Origin of the sequence: Acinetobacter sp. YH12151 (assembly GCF_013418355.1) — a bacterium.
Taxonomy (GTDB): Bacteria; Pseudomonadota; Gammaproteobacteria; order Pseudomonadales; family Moraxellaceae; genus Acinetobacter; species Acinetobacter pseudolwoffii.
Map to the genome: position 1 here is coordinate 1 of NZ_VPCG01000008.1, position 17,907 is coordinate 17,907.

19 protein-coding genes are annotated in these 17,907 nt (G+C 44.6%); 12 read left to right on the forward strand and 7 right to left on the reverse strand.

What is annotated here, in order from left to right:
- Window positions 1–131 precede the first annotated feature (131 nt).
- Window positions 132–512, reverse strand: coding sequence for a hypothetical protein (locus FTU82_RS04440; RefSeq protein WP_074383676.1), 381 nt, complete (start codon window positions 510–512; stop codon window positions 132–134).
- Window positions 513–612: 100 nt separating this feature from the next.
- Here FTU82_RS04440 and FTU82_RS04445 point away from each other — a divergent pair, with 100 nt between their 5' ends.
- The gene (locus tag FTU82_RS04445) at window positions 613–1,011 is read left to right on the forward strand and encodes an MAPEG family protein (protein ID WP_180101058.1); all 399 of its coding nucleotides are present in this window, start codon (window positions 613–615) and stop codon (window positions 1,009–1,011) included.
- Between the two features lie 122 nt (window positions 1,012–1,133).
- Entirely contained in the window at window positions 1,134–1,670 is a 537-nt protein-coding gene (ppa, locus tag FTU82_RS04450; protein WP_074383675.1) for an inorganic diphosphatase, read from the forward strand.
- A 95-nt stretch (window positions 1,671–1,765) separates the two neighbouring features.
- Here ppa and FTU82_RS04455 read toward each other — a convergent pair whose 3' ends face one another.
- Window positions 1,766–3,112, reverse strand: coding sequence for an OprD family outer membrane porin (locus FTU82_RS04455; RefSeq protein WP_180101059.1), 1,347 nt, complete (start codon window positions 3,110–3,112; stop codon window positions 1,766–1,768).
- A gap of 611 nt (window positions 3,113–3,723) precedes the next feature.
- Here FTU82_RS04455 and FTU82_RS04460 point away from each other — a divergent pair.
- Window positions 3,724–4,458, forward strand: a complete 735-nt coding sequence (locus FTU82_RS04460) for a TorF family putative porin (RefSeq protein ID WP_074383673.1) — start codon at window positions 3,724–3,726, stop codon at window positions 4,456–4,458.
- A 46-nt stretch (window positions 4,459–4,504) separates the two neighbouring features.
- Here the strand turns inward: FTU82_RS04460 and FTU82_RS04465 are convergent, their stop codons facing one another.
- A complete protein-coding gene (locus FTU82_RS04465; protein WP_180101060.1) occupies window positions 4,505–5,995 on the reverse strand; it encodes a YifB family Mg chelatase-like AAA ATPase in 1,491 nt (496 codons plus the stop codon).
- Between the two features lie 66 nt (window positions 5,996–6,061).
- Window positions 6,062–6,289, reverse strand: coding sequence for an accessory factor UbiK family protein (locus FTU82_RS04470; protein WP_005094487.1), 228 nt, complete (start codon window positions 6,287–6,289; stop codon window positions 6,062–6,064).
- 277 nt (window positions 6,290–6,566) lie between these two features.
- Here FTU82_RS04470 and glnK point away from each other — a divergent pair, with 277 nt between their 5' ends.
- The 7 genes from glnK (at window position 6,567) to FTU82_RS04505 (ending at window position 12,702) form a co-directional block, all read left to right on the forward strand.
- The gene (gene glnK / locus FTU82_RS04475; protein ID WP_005094485.1) at window positions 6,567–6,905 is read left to right on the forward strand and encodes a P-II family nitrogen regulator; all 339 of its coding nucleotides are present in this window, start codon (window positions 6,567–6,569) and stop codon (window positions 6,903–6,905) included.
- A gap of 59 nt (window positions 6,906–6,964) precedes the next feature.
- Complete coding sequence (locus FTU82_RS04480) at window positions 6,965–8,380, forward strand: ammonium transporter (protein ID WP_180101061.1); 1,416 nt, start codon at window positions 6,965–6,967, stop codon at window positions 8,378–8,380.
- A gap of 140 nt (window positions 8,381–8,520) precedes the next feature.
- Window positions 8,521–8,985 (forward strand): transcriptional regulator NrdR, encoded by a 465-nt coding sequence (gene nrdR, locus FTU82_RS04485; protein ID WP_005094481.1) that lies wholly within the window; start codon window positions 8,521–8,523, stop codon window positions 8,983–8,985.
- A 2-nt stretch (window positions 8,986–8,987) separates the two neighbouring features.
- Entirely contained in the window at window positions 8,988–10,076 is a 1,089-nt protein-coding gene (ribD, locus tag FTU82_RS04490) for a bifunctional diaminohydroxyphosphoribosylaminopyrimidine deaminase/5-amino-6-(5-phosphoribosylamino)uracil reductase RibD (protein WP_005169044.1), read from the forward strand.
- Window positions 10,073–11,365 carry a DNA adenine methylase gene (locus FTU82_RS04495; RefSeq protein ID WP_005094477.1) on the forward strand — a complete coding sequence of 431 codons (1,293 nt, stop codon included), beginning with the start codon at window positions 10,073–10,075 and terminating at the stop codon, window positions 11,363–11,365. Before ribD ends, FTU82_RS04495 begins: the two co-directional genes overlap by 4 nt.
- Before the next feature lie 22 nt (window positions 11,366–11,387).
- Window positions 11,388–12,047, forward strand: coding sequence for a riboflavin synthase (locus FTU82_RS04500; protein WP_100329432.1), 660 nt, complete (start codon window positions 11,388–11,390; stop codon window positions 12,045–12,047).
- A 109-nt stretch (window positions 12,048–12,156) separates the two neighbouring features.
- On the forward strand, window positions 12,157–12,702 hold the full coding sequence (locus FTU82_RS04505; protein ID WP_180101062.1) for a VTT domain-containing protein: 546 nt from the start codon (window positions 12,157–12,159) through the stop codon (window positions 12,700–12,702).
- A gap of 330 nt (window positions 12,703–13,032) precedes the next feature.
- On the opposite strand, the gene FTU82_RS04510 is transcribed toward FTU82_RS04505, so the two are convergent.
- Genes FTU82_RS04510 through FTU82_RS04520 form a run of 3 tightly spaced genes read right to left on the reverse strand, consistent with a single transcriptional unit; the run spans window position 13,033 to window position 15,537 of the window.
- The gene (locus tag FTU82_RS04510; protein ID WP_180101063.1) at window positions 13,033–13,662 is read right to left on the reverse strand and encodes a hypothetical protein; all 630 of its coding nucleotides are present in this window, start codon (window positions 13,660–13,662) and stop codon (window positions 13,033–13,035) included.
- 26 nt (window positions 13,663–13,688) lie between these two features.
- Entirely contained in the window at window positions 13,689–14,096 is a 408-nt protein-coding gene (locus FTU82_RS04515; protein ID WP_005169032.1) for a DNA polymerase III subunit chi, read from the reverse strand.
- On the reverse strand, window positions 14,089–15,537 hold the full coding sequence (locus tag FTU82_RS04520; protein ID WP_005094464.1) for a leucyl aminopeptidase: 1,449 nt from the start codon (window positions 15,535–15,537) through the stop codon (window positions 14,089–14,091). Before FTU82_RS04520 ends, FTU82_RS04515 begins: the two co-directional genes overlap by 8 nt.
- A gap of 156 nt (window positions 15,538–15,693) precedes the next feature.
- Here FTU82_RS04520 and lptF point away from each other — a divergent pair, with 156 nt between their 5' ends.
- Together lptF and lptG are read left to right on the forward strand one after the other, a co-directional pair.
- Window positions 15,694–16,794: an LPS export ABC transporter permease LptF gene (gene lptF / locus FTU82_RS04525; protein ID WP_180101064.1), complete on the forward strand. Its 1,101-nt coding sequence runs from the start codon at window positions 15,694–15,696 to the stop codon at window positions 16,792–16,794.
- A 2-nt stretch (window positions 16,795–16,796) separates the two neighbouring features.
- Window positions 16,797–17,867: an LPS export ABC transporter permease LptG gene (gene lptG / locus FTU82_RS04530; RefSeq protein WP_005094459.1), complete on the forward strand. Its 1,071-nt coding sequence runs from the start codon at window positions 16,797–16,799 to the stop codon at window positions 17,865–17,867.
- Window positions 17,868–17,907 lie beyond the last annotated feature (40 nt).

Sequence of the window (17,907 nt, forward strand, 5' to 3'; positions counted from 1 at the left end):
TTGCTATAGACCACATTTAAGTTTAAATATGAACACCCCGAATCAGACGTATGAGCAAACTAAAACCGAGCTAATTGCTTAACTCGGTTTGAAGTGGAATACTGTCAATCTATTTCAGGACAAGACAGTTTTTATTTTTTCATGAGCCAGCGGTCAAAATAAGGACGTCCTACACCGACTACTCCCAGAAAAATAAACATGGTGCCAAATTGGCGGGTAAATCCTGTCTGGTTAAAGTTGCCATAACTCAGAATATTGTCGACCACACAATAGACCAAAATGGCTACCACCCAGTGCCAGATTGGCATGCGCTTGATGCCGACGGCATAAAAGGCAATCCATAAAATGGCAAAGCTAAAGATCGGCGACCAGATATTCATATTGGCACAAATCACGGCCATCAAAAAAGCCACAATCGGCAGCACGATTTTTAATACGCGATCCACTTGACGTTGATGCTGGCGCTGTTTATCGAGGACATCGAACATTTCATTTTGCTCAGGCGCGACCATAGTGAATCCTTCTTAAGTAATAAAAAACACTCTATTTAACAAAATTTATTCACGAAACACCATGCTATGATAGATATAAAATTTTCATGAGAAAAAACAGATGCACAGCATTAGTGGGGTGATTTATCTCATTTTAGCCGCTTGTCTTTTGCCTTATATATTTACTTTGATTGCAAAGAAATCGGCAGGCTTTAGCGCAAAAGACAATCAGAACCCACGAGAGTTTTTAGCAAAATCAACCGGGCTCTCGAGCCGTGCCAATGCGGTTCAACAAAATAGTTTTGAAAGTTTACCATTGTTTATTGCCGCTATTTTAATGGCTGAATATATGGTGGTCTCTCAAACCCTGGTCATGACCTTCGGGATAGCCTATCTGGTATTTCGTGTGTTGTACGGCATTTGTTATCTGGCCAATTGGGCGACTTTACGTTCGATCGTCTGGCTACTTTCAATCTTATGTCCTGTGGCTTTATTGCTGCTGATCATCAAGATCGTTTAAGCAATCAATTACAGTTCGCGGACATATTTACAGTTCGATATTTTAAAATCCAAACATTTCTTTAAAAACCGTTATAATTGTCGCGGTTTTTTAAAAGATATAACTTGTTAAAGAGTGATGCTATGAGCTACAGCAATATCCCAGCGGGTAAAGATGCGCCAAACGACATCTATGTCATTATCGAAATTCCTGCCAATGCAGCACCGATCAAATACGAAATTGATAAAGATTCTGATGCATTATTCGTAGACCGTTTCATGGGTACAGCAATGTTCTACCCAGCAAACTACGGTTATGTACCTAATACACTGTCTCTTGATGGTGATCCACTTGACGTATTGGTTGTAACGCCACACCCAGTAGAGCCAGGTTCTGTGATCCGTTGCCGTCCTGTTGGTAAACTGAACATGGAAGATGATGGTGGTGTTGATGCGAAACTGGTTGCAGTTCCACACGACAAATTGACTCCAATCTACAAAGATATTCAGGAATATACTGATCTTCCTCCATTGTTAATTAGCCAGATCGAACATTTCTTTCAGCATTACAAAGATCTTGAGCCAGGCAAATGGGTCAAGCTCAGTGGTTGGGAAGGTGCTGATGTTGCGAAACAAGAAGTACTGGATTCAATTGCAGCTTATGCAGAAGCAAACAAATAATTGCTTTCTGTGGTCTAGGTTTTAACTTTTTAAAGCCTGGAATAAAAAAACCTGCACAATGTGCAGGTTTTTTTATGGCTTGAAACTCAAGTGAATTAGAATAATTTCACAGGAATGTCTAACCAGATACGCCATTCATTAGTGTCACCAATGTAGTTTCCGTATTGGTATTCATCACTCGCACGGTAGTATGAGTGACGTACACGTAAGCTAGTGTCTTTAGCAAAACCAGATTGAACTGTATATTTTACCTGATTAAAGAATTCACGTTCTTGAGCATCACTAGTGATTAATTGAGAGCGATCATTTTGATTAGCAACATCAATATCCCAACCATAGACAAATGCAGAAGTCCAAGATAGGCCAGGAACATTCATTGCACCGAAATCATAAGTGTATTGAAGCTGTGCTGATTTTTCATCATTACCAATGAAGTCAGACAGGTATGAATTTGGCATATAAATGGTTTGATGACCATCACCTACACCTTTACCTAAACCATAGTCATAACCTGTATTACCCGTATTTTGTTGGTAAGCAAGCATGACATTGTGTGGGCCTTTATTATAGGTCGTAGAAATTGCCCAAATATTGTTGCTTAAGTTATTAAGGTCATCAGTTGTATGTGAGTATGTATATGCACTGACGTCGGATTTTTTATCCCAATCAGTATGATAGCCACTAAAGTCATGAGTTAAAGTACTACCATTCGCCAATGCATAACTATAATTGGCATTGACATAATGACGCTCTAGGCGGTCTTTAATGTCTGTACCATAGTAAGAAGCATTAACTGCATCATTAAATTTGTATTTTGCACCCCAAACTACTGCGCGATCCAATTCATTACCATCAGATTTGATCTGGCTTGAACGCTGGTTTTCAGTAAATTTACCAGCAACGAGGCTTAAGTTTTCGATTTCATTACTTTCAACCAATACACCTGTAAAGTATTCAGGCACTAAACGAGCAGTATTGCTTGCAAGTACAGGTAAGTCTAAAACCTGAGTACCATAAGTAGCAGTCGTGTTTGAAACACGTGCTTTTACATATGCGCCGCCGCGTGCCCAGTGATCATAAGCTGAACCATCGGGATGTTGAGGAATCATGTCATTACCGGCATGTGCATTTTCACCCAATTTAAATGATGCATCGCCAATAATACCGGCACCAAAGCCGACTACACCTTTGGTAAAACCAGAGTCTAATTTAACGATCGCAGTTTGAGCAGCTGAGCTTGTGTCATTAACAACTTCAAGTGCACCGGTTTGATTGTCGTCATAGTTGGTTTTATCGCGGTGCAAATAACCGGTACGGAAAAGTACAGAACCTTCTGCATCTTCTACAAAACCTTTCGATTCACTTTGCTCGCTAGCGAAAGCAGTAGAAACCAAAGCAGCCTGAATCAAAACTGCCAACATTAATTTTTTTGAATTTTGCATTGGGGAGAGAGCCTTATACAAATTGATCGGAATTTTTAGGAATTGTATAAGAATTGCTGAAAAAATGTCATTTTTTATTGAGCATATTCCACTAAAGTTAAGATTTTTTACAGATTACATAAGAATCTGATTGAATATTGAGTGGTGTATTTTTTTATCTATCATAAAAAATTTATTAAAAACAATAGTATATTTAAATATCAAAATAATGAGCTTAAGCATCTTCATCTTAGAACTGTTCAGTCTATTTACTTTTTTAAAGTTAAAATTCTACAACAAGATCAAGAGTGGTGATGATGCACTATTTTTTAGCACAAATTTTAATCATTACAAAAATAGAATCAAAATGGGGCAAATTGTAAATGATTATGTATAAGTATTAAAAAAGTGAAGAAATACTCTTAACTACATTTATTTAAAAGAAAGCTTAGATAATTCATTTTTTCATAATTTTAATTTTTATTTAAAAACAACGATTTAAATTTTATTTGTCTTTTTAGATTTATTATTTTGGTTCCTTTTAGGCAGATTGGCATAGCTCTTGCAAATTTTGAGCTTGAGTTTAATCAATGATCATAAAAACGTCTCAGACGATCTGGGGGAGCCACACAATGAAATTAACATTAAAAGTATTATCTCTTGCTTTATTGGGCGCTGTATCTTCTTTTACTTTTGCCGAAGAACCTGCTGCTGAACATACGGTATCTGGAAATATCAGCGTACTTTCAAGCTATGTATTACGTGGTAATACAACAGCAGTTGAGAATACAGGGGCGACTTTACAAGGTGGGTTGGATTATAACCACGCATCCGGTTTTTACGCAGGTTGGTGGACATCAACTTTAGGTACAGATTCTTATGGTACTACTAACCCAATGGAAAATAACTTTTACCTAGGTTACGGTGGTTCAATCAATGAAGACGTAGGCTTTACAGTAGGAACCACTTACTATTATTACTATGATGTAGACACAAGTATTTATGATGGTTTTGAGCTGCTATTAGGTCTGGATTATAAAGATGTAAGCCTGACTGCACAGACTTTATTGGAAGATACTGGTTGGGGTAATGCAGGTGATACATACTTAAAAGGGACATATAGCTATGCACTGCCAAAAGACTTTAGCCTAGATACAGCTTTGGGTTTATATATTTACGAAGAATCGGGTAAGTATATTGAAGACAGCAGTGAATCATTTGGCTTCCGCCATTTTGATATCGGTTTAAGTAAACCTCTAGCGGATACAGGTGTGACTGCAAGCATGAATTATATCTTGGGTGGTTATGACCGTGACGATAATAAATTTAAGAACAAGGTCGTATTTGGACTGGGTTATAGCTTCTAATTCTCTTTAGATAAAAAGGCGACCTTAGGTCGCCTTTTTTAATGACTTAAATCTGCTGCTGCCCGCGATAAGAGAGGGCTTCAGACAGATGCTGACTTTGAATATCTGGACTTTGACTTAAATCGGCAATGGTGCGTGCGACACGCAAGACCCGATGGTAGCCGCGTGCTGATAAATTTAGTTTTTGCTGAGCCAGTTCAAGCATATTCTGGGCAGACCGATCTAATGCGGCATATTGCTCTAGCTGCTTTGGACTCAAACTCATATTCAAGGTGTTTTGCCGTTGCATCTGAATTTCATAGGCCGCAATGACGCGTTGTCTGACCGTTTCGGAGTCTTCGGTGGGACGATTATCCTGTAACTCATGCGCCTGTAAGGGTGGTACATCAATGTGTAAATCAATCCGATCCAGCAACGGACCTGAAATCCGGTTCTGATAGCGTTTAATATTTTCTGGTGAACATTGGCAACGGATATCCTGATTAAAGGCATACCCACATGGACATGGATTCATGGCAGCCACCAACTGGAAATTGGCAGGAAAAGTAATCTGGCGTGATGCTCGGGAAATGACGATTTCTTTTGCTTCCAAAGGCTGACGCAGAACTTCCAGTACTTTGCGGTCGAATTCTGGTAGCTCGTCCAAAAATAAAACCCCTAAATGTGCCAGGGTAATTTCACCCGGTTTGGGGTGTGAGCCGCCACCGACCAATGCAACCGCAGAAGCGGTATGATGCGGTGCTCGAAACGGCCGCTGGCCAAAAGGATGATTGGCATTGGCGACTGAATAAATACTGGCAACTTCCAGATTTTCCTGGGTTTTTAAAGGCGGTAAAATACTGGCTAATCGAGATGCGAGTAAGGTTTTTCCTGTCCCCGGTGGTCCTCGAAACAGCAGGGAATGGCCACCCGCTGCTGCAATTTCCAGTGCACGCCGTGGCCGCAATTGGCCTTTGACATCGGCAAGATCACATTTATAAAAATGGTTGGTATCGACTGGGATGGTTTGTATTTCTGCTAAGCACTGCGTCTGAGCAAGATGCTCACACACCTCTTTTAGATGATTGGCAGCAAAGACCTTAAAGTCCGGGAGTTGGCAGGCTTCTTGTGCATTCGGACCCGGCAGCATCAGTTGATGCTGATCATGTTGACAGGCAATCGCAATGCTCAGGATCCCTGTGACTGGGCGAAGTTGACCATCGAGAGCCAATTCTCCAATAAACTCAAGATCATCGGTGCAGTTTTCCGGAAGCTGTCCGGAGGCGACCAAAATACCTAAAGCAATCGGTAAATCCAGACGCGAACCATCTTTCGGTAGATCTGCTGGAGCCAGATTAATGGTCAGGCGTTTGGTCGGAAACTGAAAGCCACTATTTAAAATGGCAGAACGCACCCGGTCTTTACTTTCCCGGACTGCGGCTTCAGGAAGCCCCACAATCGTGAGTGAAGGCATGCCGGAACTGACATGAACTTCGACTTCAATTAAAGGCGCGTGCAGGCCAAGCAAGCCTCGCGTATAAATTTTGGCAAAAGACATTATTATTGTTCCAATTTAGTGCATTATTTTTATCGGTCTTAGGTCTTTTGTGCACTGTACTTGTGCTTATTTTTTATTCGAAATTTTATCTTCTAAGGCTTCAACCTGTTTCAGCAAATCATTGAGGCGATGATTGGCATTATCGAGGGCAGTACGTTGACGTTCAATTTCTTCTTTGGACACCAGATCCATTTTTGTCACAGCTTCATTTAATAGAGCACGAATATTCTGTTCCAGATCTTTCTTAGGTTGTTCAACTTGCTGCAAAATTGCTTGTAATAGGGTTTCAATCATTGTCTGATCCATCGCCATCGAAAGGAAGCGACAGTTTAGCATTGCTCGAATACAGACCCTAGTATTTCAGACAAAATATAGGCTTAATCGATAAGAGATATTGTAAAAATCCACATAAAAAATGTCGGTTTTTTAAAGATTCAAAACCTTTATAAGTATAAAATAAGGTATAAATAAACCGCATGCCGGGCTTTCTAATTTCCCCCGACCTTAGGAATCTTGGCATGAAATTTGAACGTAAAACCTTACTGGTGAAATAAGCCGAAGGAAAACAAACATGAAGCTCGTAACTGCAATCGTAAAACCTTTTAAATTGGATGATGTTCGTGAAGCATTGTCTGAAATTGGTGTTCAAGGCATCACTGTAACTGAAGTGAAAGGCTTTGGTCGTCAAAAAGGCCATACTGAACTCTATCGTGGTGCTGAATACGTTGTAGATTTCCTGCCGAAAGTCAAAATTGAAATCGCGATTAGCGATGACATGGTTGACTCCGTCATTGAATCTATTACGCGTGTTGCTAGCACTGGAAAAATTGGTGACGGAAAAATTTTCGTGACGAACTTAGAACAAGTCATCCGTATTCGTACAGGTGAAACAGGTGCAGACGCTGTTTAACTTGGCACGAAGTTTGCTGAGTACCTAAGAACTCACAAAAACTTGGTTGGGGGATACGAATGAAAAAAATGCTACTTGCGTTCGGCATGGCCGGCGCACTTTTTGGTGGTTCTGTTGCATGGGCTGAAAATGCTGCAACAGCAACACCACCCGCAGAAGACATTGTGCTTGTTGAAGAAACAGGCGAAACCACACTGAATAATACGGCAGATACTCCAGCAGCAATTGCTGAAGCAGCGCCAGTTGAAACAGCAGTACCTGCAGAAGAAGAAGCAACATTAGATACAGGTGATACTGCCTGGGTTTTAACGTCCACCGCATTAGTTTTACTCATGACCATTCCGGGTCTAGCACTCTTTTATGGCGGTATGGTCCGTAAGAAAAACGTCCTGGCGACCATGGCGCATAGCTTTATTGCCGCTGCAGTCGTCAGCATTGTCTGGGTGATTATCGGTTATACCCTGGCCTTCGGGGAAGGGAATGCCTTCATTGGTAGCTTGGACAAATTTATGTTGGCCGGTATTACCACAGAGGCGCTTTCAGGCACCATTCCTGAAATTCTGTTTGTCATTTTCCAAATGACTTTTGCCATCATTACCGTTGCAATTATTAGTGGTTCGATCGCAGAACGGATGAAATTTGGTGCTTTCGTTGCTTTCATTGCACTTTGGGTGGTGATTGTCTATGCGCCGATTACTCACTGGGTCTGGGGCGGCGGCTGGTTGGGTAATGACGGTGCGCTCGATTTTGCTGGTGGTACAGTGGTTCACATCAACTCGGGTGTTGCCGGTCTGGTAGCAGCGTATATGCTGGGCAAACGTATGGGCCTGGGCCGTGAATCGATGGCGCCACACAACTTGACCCTTACTGTGGTGGGTGCATCTTTACTTTGGGTGGGCTGGTTCGGTTTCAACGGTGGTTCTGCCTTGGGTGCGAACGGCTCTGCAGGTTATGCGCTGGTGGTGACTCAGGTGGCAGCGGCAGCGGCAGCGCTCTCTTGGCTGATTACTGAAAAACTGGTACGTGGCAAAGCATCTGTATTAGGCGGCGTATCGGGTGCAGTTGCTGGTCTGGTGGTGATTACGCCAGCCGCAGGTTTTGTGACTGTCGGTGGTGCATTGGCGATGGGTCTGATCGGTGGTGTGGTGTGTTTCTGGGGGATTACTGCGCTGAAACGTGCCTTGAAAGCCGATGATTCTTTAGATGCGTTTGGCCTACATGGTGTAGGTGGTGTGGTCGGTGCAATTTTGACCGCTTTTTTTGCCAGCGAATTCATTATGGGGGATGCTGCGCCAGCCAACATGATGAGCCAGCTTTGGGTTCAAGTTGAAGGTGTACTTGCGACCATCGCTTACTCTGCCATCATGACCTTCATCATCCTGAAAGTGATTGACTTGATCATTGGTATCCGTGTCGCATCTGATGATGAGCGCATGGGTCTGGATTTGAGCCAGCATGGTGAACGTGTCGAATAATAATAAACACACAATAATCAATATATAGTGCAAAACAGCCCAAATGGGCTGTTTTTTTTCTATATGTTGCGTAAGACTCTACAAAGTTTGCAATTTTTGCTACACTCGGAATCCATCTGGATTTGTTCAATTAAACCGCTATGCATTGCCCATTTTGCAATACTGCCGACAGTAAAGTGATTGATTCACGCCTGGCAGCTGAAGGCTGTCAGATTCGTCGTCGCCGTGAATGTGTCAGTTGTAATGAACGTTTTACGACTTTTGAAAGTTATGAAGTGGTGATGCCGCGCGTGATTAAATCGGATGGCAAGAATGAACCCTTTGATGAAGCCAAATTACGTCGCTCCCTGATGCATGCCTTGCAGAAACGTCCGGTAACCCAAGAGCAGATTGAAACAGTTTTGAGCGATATCCAGTTACAGATTCGCCGTTTGGGTGAGCGTGATGTGAAATCGCGTACCATCGGTGAAATTGTCATGCAGTCTTTATTCGCACTCGATCACGTGGCCTATGTGCGTTTCGCTTCGGTTTATCAGGATTTCCAGGATGTTGAAGCTTTTCGTCATCAAATTGAACAGATGCAACAGCGAGAATCACAAGAATAAGCATGTCTGAACTGAATCAAGATCAAGTCTGGATGCGCCGCGCAATTCAGCTTGCCCAGCAAGGTCAATACTCGACCAAGCCCAATCCGAATGTCGGCTGTGTCATTGTCAAAGATGGCGTCATTATCGGTGAGGGTTTTCATCCTCAAGCAGGGCAGCCGCATGCTGAAGTATTCGCGCTGCGTCAGGCTAGTGAGCAGGCACGTGGTGCAACCGCGTATGTCACTTTGGAGCCGTGTGCGCATTATGGGCGAACGCCGCCATGTGCCAAGGGTCTGGTTGAAGCTGGTGTGGCTAAAGTGGTCGTGGCCTGTCCTGATCCAAATCCGCTGGTGGCGGGCAAGGGTGTACAGATTTTAAAAGATGCCGGTATCGATGTTGAAGTCGGGATTGGTCAGGAACAAGCGCATCAGCTGAATCAAGGTTTCCTGAAAGCCATGGCGACCGGCATGCCGTATGTGCGACTTAAAATTGCATCCAGTCTGGATGGCCGTACGGCGATGGCATCCGGTGAATCGAAATGGATTACCGGAGCCGAGGCGCGTCAGGACGTGCAGTATTGGCGGGCCATTTCCGGTGCAGTCATCACTGGGATTGAAACAGTTCTGGCCGATGACTGTCAGCTGAATGTGCGGCAACTCGATGGCATTGAAGATATTGAAACAGTAGTACAGCCCAAGCGTATCATTTTGGATCGTCAGGGGCGTTTGCCATTAACGGCGAAAATTCTAGCGCAAGCCGACACCGTGTTGGTGATGGGACCTTTTCGGCAAGAGCTGGCCGATCTGGGTGTGTTACAATTGCCGGTACAGCCTTTAAAACAATTATTGTCCCAGCTGGCTGAGCAGCATCAGATTTATGATGTCTTGGTGGAAGCAGGGGCGACCTTATCTACGGCATTTTTACAAGAACAATTGGTTGATGAACTGATCAGTTACGTTGCACCGACCTTATTGGGTCAGTCTGCACGAACTATGTTTAATGCAGAATTCAGCCTTATGGCAGAACAACTCCGATTTAAGCTGCGCGATGTGACCCGCTTGGGTGATGACGTGCGCTTCAGGTTAATTCCTTTTCAAGAGACACTATGAGTTCAGAGTCTACGGTTTATCATAAACGTCGCCATGCGGCACGTACCACCGATGAATATCTTTTCCATCAGCTGGTTCCTTATCTGGGCAACAAACGCCGTTTATTACATTTGATTCTGGAAGCACTTGAAATTACAGGAACTCTGAAGCGTGAAGATGGCCGTGCGCCGATTTTTGCTGATTTTTTTGCTGGTTCTGGTGTGGTATCACGCTTAGCCCGTCAAAATGGTTATCGCGTGATTGCCAATGACTGGGAACCCTATAGCCATGCATTGAATCATGCGGTGCTGGCCTGTACTGAAGCACCGGCGTTTAAAGAATTGGGTGGCTATCAGAAAGCCATTGATTATCTGAACCGTCTGCCGGAAGTGAAAGGCTGGGTCACGCATAACCTGTGTCCGCGCAATGATGAAATTTATGATCCCGCCCGTGACCGTTTGTTTTTCAAACGTCGTAATGGCATGCGTATTGATGCCATTCGTCAGCAGATTGCAGCTTGGCAGGCCCAAGGTGCCATTGACGATGTAGAGATGTCTGCCTTGCTGGCACCATTACTGTATTCAGCCAGTTTTGTCAGCAATACCTCGGGCGTTTTCAAGAGTTTCCACCACGGCTGGGGCGGAAAAACCCAAACGGCGCTGGAACGGATTGAATCTTTACTGTGGCTGACCCCAAGCCGCTTTTGCGAGTCGGATCAGAAGAAAGGTATGGCTGCCGAAATGTGGTGTGTCGATGCCCAGCATCTGGCCAATCAGATGAGCGGTTTTGAAGTAGATGTGGCTTATCTGGATCCACCGTATAATCAGCATGCCTATAGCAGTAATTACCATGTCCTGAATGCTTTGACCTTATGGGATCAGGCCGATTTACCGACGCCAGATACCAAGGGCTTCAAGAGCGGGATTGACCGGGCATGGCGCAAAGAGCGTCCGAGCCAGTACAACTCTTCCAAATATGCCAAAGAAGCCTATGAAAACTTGTTGGCGACCATCAATGCGCGTTTCATTCTGACCAGTTATTCAACGGATGGTAATATCAGCGCCACTGATTTATTGCAGGCCAACCTGAAACGTGGCCGGGTGACCTTGCTGACTCAGGATGTACCACGTTATCGGGTCAGCAAACAGCGCCAATCTGAACGTGCACGCGTACTGGAATTTATTGTGATTACCGATACCCATGCCAGGTCAGGTCCACCGATCCGTCAACTCCTCAGCCAGTTGCATCATTATGCAGAATTGGGCGGTGTGGATACCACTGGTGTCAGTACCCAGTTGGCACTCTGGTAAAAGAATAGAAAAGGAAATAAAAATGTTTACAGGTATTATCGAAAGCCTCGGCAAAGTAGACAGTCTGCGAATTGTGGGTGGTGATGTACGTTTACGTATCCAGACTGACCTGGACATGTCGGATGTACATCTGGGTGATTCTATTGCTACAAATGGCATCTGCCTGACAGTCATCGACTGGGGCGAAAACTGGTATGCAGCTGATGTGTCCCGTGAAAGTCTGAACCGGACGACACTGGGCAACTGGAAAGCCGGTCAACCTGTTAACGTCGAAAAAGCCATGTTGCCGACCACGCGTTTTGGCGGCCATATTGTTTCAGGTCATGTCGATGCAGTCGGCGAGATCACTTTGGTGCGTGCAGATGCACGCTCGATTTATTATGAAGTCACTGCACCGGCTGAAATTGCCAGATATCTGGCAGAAAAAGGTTCGGTCACAGTCGATGGTATTAGCCTGACCATTAATCACTTGCGTGGCTGTGTGATTAGTCTGAACTTGATTCCGCATACGGCTGAACGTACCAATATCGGTACCTGGAAAGTGGGTAGCAAGGTCAATCTGGAAGTGGATGTGTTGGCACGTTATATCGAGCGTTTATTGCTCGGTGATAAAGCCGCAGATACTACTGAACAGTCTAAGATCAGCATGGATTTTCTGGCTGAAAATGGCTTTTTAAAATAAGCGGAATGCTTAAATACTGAACAGTCTGATTGAAAAATTAGACTGTTTTTTTATTTTTCGGGATAATCAGCAATTCAATTTGCAAATATTGCCTTGGTGGACGGGTCGAATGCTCGATTTTTTACTCAACTTGGAACAGTCATTACCGCTATTGCTTGATCAATATGGGGTGTGGATCTACGCGATCCTGTTTCTGGTGATTTTTGCGGAAACCGGCTCAGTATTTTTCTTTTTTCTGCCCGGTGACAGTTTATTGCTGGCTGTAGGAGCTTTATGTGCCAGCAGCGATATATTGACCCTGCATTCGATGGGATTACTGCTCTTTACTGCATCGGTACTCGGCTACACCGTGAATTATTACACTGGAAAAGTGCTGGGCCTAAAATATTTTAATCGGCATTCACGCTATTTCAAGCCAGAATATATGGTGAAAACCAATCACTATTTTATGAAACATGGCGGTAAAACCATTCTGATTGCGCGTTTTATTCCTTTTGTTCGTTCATTTGGCCCTTTTGCTGCCGGTTCAGCCCATATGAGTTTTGCCACATTCAGCTTTTATAATATTACGGGTGGTATTCTCTGGATTGGTACTTTATTAAGTATTGGCTATTTGCTTGGAAATGCTGCCTTTATGCTGGCCGATATGCTCTAAAAGATCAAATTAAAAATCCGAATCAGCCGGATGCCAGTTAGTTAAGCAATTGACTGGCATTTTCTTTTTTAAATTCATGATTATATTTGATGGGTGGAAAAGTCATCCGCAACTGTTTGAGGCATGCGGTGTATTGCACCGCAAGATATCTTCCTTGCGAAGCTCTGCTTCTCATTTGGACAAAACCAAATTAACCAATGCTTTACAGATGTTTGATGTAAAACCTTAAGGTTTCGTCGTGAACGACTAAACAGTTAAAGGGTCTATTTCTAAACTCTTTAACTGATCAGCATTACCGAATGAGCAGGCTTTTTATATGAGTTGGGATTTTTAATCAGGTCTCACTTGCTCGGAAAATTCTGAATTTTTCAGTATATAGTCGATTTCTTCTTGGGCCGCCACACGCATTTGTTCTCTTAGTGCATTGATGGTCTGTTCAATCACCGTTTCTGCCTCAAGTTCCAGACGCAAACGCACACTCTCTAATTCGGATAAAATGGTGTGGTCTTGAATCTGGATACGACCTTGGGCAAAGTCAAAACTATGCTCAGGATTTTTCTGATAACGGGCAACATAGTGCTGCATTTCTGTCTCTAGACTGAGGTTTATGTCAGCGAGGGCTTGGGTCTGCTCAGCAAATTTACGCTGTTCATCCTGATATAGCTGTGCAATCGCAGCCTGCTCTACGGCACGTTTATCGGCCAGAGCCTGTTCGAGTGCCAGCTGTCTGCGAATACGTGCAGCCTCAATCAATTCAGCCTTGCGCTGCGCATAGGCTTCTTCAATCTTGCGTTCAGATTCCTGCTGTAAGCGCTGATCACGAATCTGCCATTCTTCTAAAGAGGTTTCAGGCTTTAAAATGTCACAGATCCGAGAGAGGTCATCGATAAAGGTCTGACGTACAGCTTCCGGAACATTTAACCAGCGCTGTTTAAAATCTGGACCTACATTTAATGCCACATGCCTCTCCTTGTGGGTGATATCGGTTAAAGCTTATGGGTGTTGGGCTCAATACCTAAACGACGATATTGTTTGAATTTTTCACGACCCAGCTGTTTAGCCGTTTCATGGTTTTCAATGATCTCAATAATGTGACTAAATTTTGCGTAAGGTTCAAGTGCTTCCGGATTAAAATTGAAAATAATCCAGTCGGACTGTTCAGGCAATGTTGCCGAAATACACACGCTCGCCTCAGGCTGATCAATGCCATGCGGAATGAAACTCGCGGGATCAAAGCTCCACAGGCGTTCATCCAGCTGCTGCTGCAAGGCTGCATCGGCACATAGTAACCAGATCCGCGCCGGCTGGCGCAGAATCTTGCGGCATAAACGACAAGCACTTTCGACTTGTCGTTCAGGACTTTTTTCAAATAAATAAAAGCTGACCTTAGCCATTCGTTTGAACGCGGTTGGCCAGGAACTGCATCAATAATGGCACTGGACGCCCAGTTGCGCCTTTATTGGCACCTGAGTTCCATGCTGTACCTGCAACATCCAGATGTGCCCAGCGATATTCACGGGTAAAACGTTGCAAGAAGCAGGCTGCAGTGACAGAACCAGCTTTTGGGCCACCGATATTGCCAATATCGGCAAATGGTGAATCGAGTTGTTCCTGATAGTCATCTATGACCGGCATACGCCATACCCGGTCAAATGAATGCTGGCCGGCAGTTTCCAGTTCTGCTGCCAATTTATCATCTGGTGTGAACAGACCTGTCAGCACGGAACCCAAAGCCACCACACATGCACCGGTCAAGGTCGCAATATCAATCACCAGAGCAGGGTTGAAACGTTTCACATAGGTCAGGGTGTCACATAACACCAGACGACCTTCGGCATCGGTATTCAGGATTTCAACCGTTTGACCGCTCATCGTCGTGACGATATCACCTGGACGAGTGGCTTTACCAGAAGGCATATTTTCTGCTGCGGCAATGGTTCCTACCACATGCAGAGCTAAGCGGGACTCACACAATGCACGCATGGTACCCAGTACAGAGGCTGCACCGCACATGTCGTATTTCATTTCATCCATACCTGCGCCAGGTTTGAGTGAAATACCACCGGTATCAAAGGTAATGCCTTTACCGACCAGTACCACTGGCGCTTCACTACGCTCTGATTGATATTCAATGCTGATAATACGACCCGGACGCTCTGAACCCTGGCTGACTGCAAGGAAGGCACCCATGCCTAAATCTGCCATCTGTTGTTCATCCAGTACCGTGACTTTCAGTAAATCCGGATATTCAGCAGCCAAGGCGATGGCCTGATCTGCCAGATATTCCGGGAAACAGATATTGCCCGGACGGTTGCCCAGATCACGTGCCAGGTTTTGCCCGCTCTGTACTGCTTGAACCAGTTGCAGCTGTTCTGTCGTTAAAACGCTATGCGTGGCAATCAGGTCGATCTGTTCAAGTACAAATTCATTCTTTTTCGACTTATATTCATCATAACCATAGCTGGCTTGAGTCAAAGCCAGAGCAAACAGATAATGCAATTCTTGTGGAAGTTGTGTCAGGTCTACAGAAATCTGTTTGAATTTTTTTTGAGTGGCCTGAATAATAGTCTGGGCAATTTTTGCGAGTTTTGCTGGTTGCAATTCAGCGACTTTGCCTAAACCGATCAGTGCTGCATGGCTGGACTGGCTGACTTGGCCAATCAGGCTCAGACTTTCAGCCAAAGCTGCTTTGAACTGAGATGCTTCAATTAATCTGTCTAAATTGTTGATTTGATAGGTTGAGGTGGTATTTTGAAGTTGTTCTGAGTCAACTAAAATCAACAAAGATTGACTTGATCCATTCTCTGGGAATGACGTATTAATTGTAAGTTTCATATTCTGTTTTCACGCCTGTCTAGATTTGTAAATCATTCAGTCATTGAACCATTTATCTGAATAGAGTTTCAATGGGTAGGGCCGTCTAGGTTTTATATTTTTGCTATTCGGGTAAACTAGCACTCGTTTTATAGACCTTATTTTGGAAGAATTAATTTGATTATTCGGCGTTATCTGGTCAAGCAAGTTGTCTCGACATCCTTGGTGGTGATTGCCTTATTGACCTTGATCATGATGGGTGGCCGACTGATCAAGTATTTTGGTGTCGCAGCGCAAGGCCGTCTGGATGCAGGCATTTTATTTAGCATCATTGGCTACCGTTTGCCTGAGTTTTTAACCTTAATTCTTCCGCTCGGTTTCTTTATTGGCCTGATGCTGGTATTTGGCCGTTTATATGTCGACCATGAAATGGCGGTGATGAATGGCAGTGGTGTCAGCCGGCATCAATTGGCGCGCCTTCTGGTGCCGATGACCTTGGTGTTTCTCATTGCCCAAGCCGGCTTGATGCTCTGGGCAGCGCCATGGGGAATCCGCCAGTTTGAAGCGCTGACCACCAGTCAGGCGGTACGCACCGGCTTTGATCTGGTACGACCCAAAGAATTTATTTCCTCTGGCCCCTATACCATTTATGCCGGTGATCTGTCTGAAGACCGTAAAAACTTAAAAGATATTTTCTTCTATCAGCGGGCAGAAAAACCCGGTAAACCGGATGTGATGATTCTGGCCCAAGAAGCCACCCGCATCGAGGTGCCAAATGATGCGGCCAATGTGGTCGATCTGGTTCAAGGTCGCCGTTATGAAATTTATCCGGGCACTCCGCAATATACCCAGGCTGAATTTGCAAGCTATCGTCTGCGTTTAGAAAATGATGAGGAAGCACAGTTTGCCAGTGCTGAAGTTGAAGCCCTGCCAACCTCGCAATTGTGGCAGAACCGTCAGGATCCTGTGGTGGCCAGTGAATTAGGCTGGCGGGTATTTGTACCATTTGTGATTCTGATTGCTTTGATTCTGGCCGTGGCCTTGTCTGAAGTGAGTCCACGCCAAGGTCGTTATCTCAAGTTATTTCCGGCGCTCATGATTTTTGCCAGTCTGATTGTGGCGTTAATGGCCGTGAAAACCCGGATCAGTAAAGAGGAAATGGGGATCTGGGCTTATCCATTGATCCTGATTGCTTATGCGATTGCGGGTGCCTTGTTCTCACGTAAACAGAATTTGGCCCCGAAAATCAAGAAACAGATTCAGCGAGTGAGGTCTTAATAATGTTGGCACGTCGTATAGTTGCAAAACATGTGACCCAAACCACTGCGCTGGCGATGCTGGGTGCAACCGCTGTGTTGGCGGGTTTACAGGTGTTATTTACTTATCTGGGTGAGCTGGGTTCACTAAAAGAAGGTTATGGCGCCTGGGATGCCTTGAAATATGTGCTCTGGGGTGCTCCGAATTATCTTTATGAAATTCTGCCGATCTCGGCGCTGATCGGTGCGGTTTTAGGTTTGGGCACATTAGCCTCAAATAGTGAACTGATTGTGATGCGCTCGATCGGGATCAGTCTGTGGCGGATTGTTGGCTGGGTGATCCGTTCAGCATTACTGCTGGTGGTCTTGTCATTTGCCTTGAGCGAGTGGGTGATTCCTTATACCAATGAACAGGCCAAGAGCGTAAAAAGTTCGAGTAAAGCCGCGCAACTGGGCGAAGTGCGGGGTTACTGGACACGGGAAGGGCAGCGCTTTATTTATATTGATTATGCCAATTCGCAAGGTCAGCTGAAAAATGTGCAGATGCTGGATTTTGATGAAAATTATCGCTTACGCGGCACCTTGCAAGCGGATCAGGGTGAATTCGTCACAGATGGCTCCTGGACATTAAGCAATACCGAGCAGTTCGATATTCTGCAAAATGGTAGTGCTACCCTGATCAAGCAGGAACAGCAACCTTTGGCACTGGCATTACAGCCAAAATATGTGCATATGGTCACCATCGATCCTGAAGACTTGTCACCGAGCCAACTGATCAGTTTCACAAGTTATATGCATGAATATAGTCAGGTGCCAAAAACCTATCAACTGGCTTTCTGGCAGAAACTCGGTTCTCCTTTTGCCCTGATTGCACTGGTGGTGATTGCCTGTTCATTTATTTTCGGGCCGCTGCGTCAGCAATCCATGGGTTTTCGTCTGGTGATTGCCTTATTTGCCGGTCTGGGCTTTTTCTATCTACAGGATTTCCTCGGCTATGCCAGTCTGGTCTATGCGCCATCTCCGGCATGGTTTGTCTTTATTCCGATTCTGATCATGTTCGGTATTGGGGGTTACCTGCTGCATCGGGCACGCTAAGACCCAGGAAAATAGAACAAATCAATCGCGATGAGCGGCT

Coding starts and splice junctions, on each gene's coding strand:
- FTU82_RS04440 (WP_074383676.1), bottom strand. CDS start 512: ATGGTCGCGCCTGAGCAAAATGAAATGTTCGATGTCCTCGATAAACAG.
- FTU82_RS04445 (WP_180101058.1), top strand. CDS start 613: ATGCACAGCATTAGTGGGGTGATTTATCTCATTTTAGCCGCTTGTCTT.
- ppa (WP_074383675.1), top strand. CDS start 1,134: ATGAGCTACAGCAATATCCCAGCGGGTAAAGATGCGCCAAACGACATC.
- FTU82_RS04455 (WP_180101059.1), bottom strand. CDS start 3,112: ATGCAAAATTCAAAAAAATTAATGTTGGCAGTTTTGATTCAGGCTGCT.
- FTU82_RS04460 (WP_074383673.1), top strand. CDS start 3,724: ATGAAATTAACATTAAAAGTATTATCTCTTGCTTTATTGGGCGCTGTA.
- FTU82_RS04465 (WP_180101060.1), bottom strand. CDS start 5,995: ATGTCTTTTGCCAAAATTTATACGCGAGGCTTGCTTGGCCTGCACGCG.
- FTU82_RS04470 (WP_005094487.1), bottom strand. CDS start 6,289: ATGATTGAAACCCTATTACAAGCAATTTTGCAGCAAGTTGAACAACCT.
- glnK (WP_005094485.1), top strand. CDS start 6,567: ATGAAGCTCGTAACTGCAATCGTAAAACCTTTTAAATTGGATGATGTT.
- FTU82_RS04480 (WP_180101061.1), top strand. CDS start 6,965: ATGAAAAAAATGCTACTTGCGTTCGGCATGGCCGGCGCACTTTTTGGT.
- nrdR (WP_005094481.1), top strand. CDS start 8,521: ATGCATTGCCCATTTTGCAATACTGCCGACAGTAAAGTGATTGATTCA.
- ribD (WP_005169044.1), top strand. CDS start 8,988: ATGTCTGAACTGAATCAAGATCAAGTCTGGATGCGCCGCGCAATTCAG.
- FTU82_RS04495 (WP_005094477.1), top strand. CDS start 10,073: ATGAGTTCAGAGTCTACGGTTTATCATAAACGTCGCCATGCGGCACGT.
- FTU82_RS04500 (WP_100329432.1), top strand. CDS start 11,388: ATGTTTACAGGTATTATCGAAAGCCTCGGCAAAGTAGACAGTCTGCGA.
- FTU82_RS04505 (WP_180101062.1), top strand. CDS start 12,157: ATGCTCGATTTTTTACTCAACTTGGAACAGTCATTACCGCTATTGCTT.
- FTU82_RS04515 (WP_005169032.1), bottom strand. CDS start 14,096: ATGGCTAAGGTCAGCTTTTATTTATTTGAAAAAAGTCCTGAACGACAA.
- FTU82_RS04520 (WP_005094464.1), bottom strand. CDS start 15,537: ATGAAACTTACAATTAATACGTCATTCCCAGAGAATGGATCAAGTCAA.
- lptG (WP_005094459.1), top strand. CDS start 16,797: ATGTTGGCACGTCGTATAGTTGCAAAACATGTGACCCAAACCACTGCG.